Source organism: Micromonospora acroterricola (assembly GCF_003172955.1).
Taxonomy (GTDB): domain Bacteria; phylum Actinomycetota; class Actinomycetes; order Mycobacteriales; family Micromonosporaceae; genus Micromonospora; species Micromonospora acroterricola.
On the sequence record NZ_QGKR01000254.1, the window covers coordinates 1 to 2,378 of the forward strand.

Consider the following 2,378-nt stretch of genomic DNA (forward strand, 5'->3'; position numbering starts at 1 on the left):
AGAGGTGTATAAGAGACAGGCCGAGCCGGTGGCCGCGTCCGACGGTGAGGCACCGAAGCCGCGTCGCCGCCGGCGCCGCCGTGGTGGCGGTTCCGGCGCGGGTACGCCGGCCGAGGCCACCGCCGACTGACCCACTGCCACACCCGACATCCCCCGCACCGCCCCGCGCGGTACGGGGGATGTTCCCTTCCCACCCCACCTCCGGAAGATGGAACGATGCCCGAACCACTGGACGCCGCCCTGACCGAGGTCCGGGCGCTGCTGCTCGACCCCACGCTGACCCGGGCGGTGGCCGCCGGGCGCCGCCGCGGGCACCGCCCCACGGTGGTCCGGGCCGAGCTGCGGCCGGTGACGCTCAAGGCCGGGCCCCGCCTCCAGATCGCCACCTCCGACGGCGCCCGCCCGTACACCCGCAACGTCGCCCCCGGGCCGGACACCGCCGCGGCCGTTGACGAGCTGCTCGCCGAGCCGTTCGGCAACTGGCACGTGGAGACGGCCGACGCGACGCTCCAGCTACGGGTGACCAAGTCCGGCGAGGCGCAGGTGCACCGGGCCGCGACGGCCCGGCAGGCCGCCACGCCGAGCGGAAACGACCGGGCGAAGGAGTACCTGCTCGACCCGGGCGACGAAATCTTCGCCGAGATCGGCGGTTCGGCCGCCAAGCGCCGTCAGGTGGACGCGTTCCTGCGCGCGCTGGCAGCGACGCTGCCCGACGAGCTGACCGGCCCGCTGCGAGTGGTCGACCTGGGCTGCGGCAACGCGTACCTGACCTTCGCCGCGTACCGCTACCTGTCGCGTCGGGGGCTCGACGTCGAGCTGGTCGGCGTGGACGTCCGGGAGGACCAGCGGCGGCGCAACACCGAGCTCGCCCAGCGACTGGGCTGGGCCGACCGGGTCAGTTTCGTGGCCGGCACCATCGCCGACGCCGTCGTCGACCCCGCCCCGGACCTGGTGCTCGCGCTGCACGCCTGTGACACCGCCACCGACGAGGCGCTGGCCCGCGCGGTGCGCTGGGAGGCCCGCTGGGTGCTGGCGGCGCCCTGCTGCCACCACGACCTGGCGAAGCAGCTACGCGCCCACCCCGCACCGGCCCCGTACGAGCTGCTGACCCGGCAGGGCATCCTGCGCGAGCGCTTCGCCGACGTGCTCACCGACGCGTTGCGGGCCGGGCTGCTGCGGGTGCACGGTTACCGGGCCGAGGTGGTGGAGTTCGTGGACTCCCAGCACACCCCGCGCAACCTGCTGATCCGCGCCCGTCGGACCGGCACCGGGGCCACTGGCGCTCAGCGCGCGGAGTACCGCGAGCTGGTGGACCAGTGGCAGGTCACGCCCCGGTTGGAGACCCTGCTGGCAGCCGACGAGCCGCCCGCCGCCTGACGACGGCGGGTCGCCCCTGGCCGGTCAGCGGCGGCGGTCGCCGTTGCCGCCCCGGCCCCGCCCACCGACAGGCTCGCCGGCGCCACGGTCGACGGCCGACACCCGGTCACCGCCGCCCCCGCTGGGAGGCCCGCTCGCTGTCGGCCGGGCCGGTCGGGAAGGGCACCACCTTGCCCGCGCTCTCGGCGTTGCCGGCAGCGGCGAAGGCGTTCCAGGAGATGTCGACCAGCAGCTTCTTCATCTCCGCGTGCCGGACGGAGGCGTTGTGTTGCAACGCCATCCGGGCGCCCAGGACCACCCCGACCAGCGTGGTGGTGATCGCGCCGGTGGCGGCCAGCACGTGGGTGCCGGTCGCCGAGTCGGTGCGGAGCACCAGGACCAGCAACCAGATCCAGAACGCGGCGGCGAAGACGCCGGCCTTGGCGACGAAGAAGAGGCTCACCGCACCGGGCTGGTACGGCTGCGGGCGGCTCGAGTCGGCCATGGTGCTCCTCGGGCGATGGTCCGGTCGGACGCGGCAGGCGAGCGCGCGCCATGCCGGGACGGGCACCGAGCTTAGTGGAAGAACGATGATGATCGCTCGATACCTGTTCCGGCCGGTTCACATCCTGGCGGAGGGAAGGTCCCGTCCACGGGACAGTTTGTGCGGTCAGTCAATAAATTCCGACGCTCGGCGTACTACCCTCAGGGGGCGCATCGCCCCAGTGCTTCGGCCGGGAGGGGAAGACCCGCAGGGATGGGTTCCGCAGACGTTTCACCACAGATGGCCTTCGCCCGCTTCGTTCGGCGCGCCATCGACGACGCTCGCGACGAACGCGGGTGGACCGTGACCGATCTTGCCTCGCACACGGGCGTTGGCCGTTCCACCGTGTTCCGTTGGTTGGCCGGTGACTGGCAGGATTACCCCGAACTCGCCAAGGTGCGCGGCTTCTGCTCCGCGCTCGACCTGCCGGTCGCGGCCGCGTTCCGGGCGCTCGGGCTGCCCGACGCCGGCCCGGCCC

At 73.6% G+C, this 2,378-nt stretch carries 3 protein-coding genes; 2 read left to right on the plus strand and 1 reads right to left on the minus strand.

Annotated elements, in window-relative coordinates:
• Positions 1-216 precede the first annotated feature (216 nt).
• Complete coding sequence (locus DKT68_RS22400) at positions 217-1,377, plus strand: class I SAM-dependent methyltransferase (RefSeq protein ID WP_109819368.1); 1,161 nt, start codon at positions 217-219, stop codon at positions 1,375-1,377.
• Between the two features lie 106 nt (positions 1,378-1,483).
• On the opposite strand, the gene DKT68_RS22405 is transcribed toward DKT68_RS22400, so the two are convergent.
• Positions 1,484-1,861: a hypothetical protein gene (locus DKT68_RS22405; protein WP_236647033.1), complete on the minus strand. Its 378-nt coding sequence runs from the start codon at positions 1,859-1,861 to the stop codon at positions 1,484-1,486.
• Between the two features lie 252 nt (positions 1,862-2,113).
• On the opposite strand from DKT68_RS22405, the gene DKT68_RS22410 reads away from it, so the two are divergent.
• A partial coding sequence (locus DKT68_RS22410; protein WP_146218419.1) for a helix-turn-helix domain-containing protein occupies positions 2,114-2,378 on the plus strand: 265 nt, incomplete at its 3' end.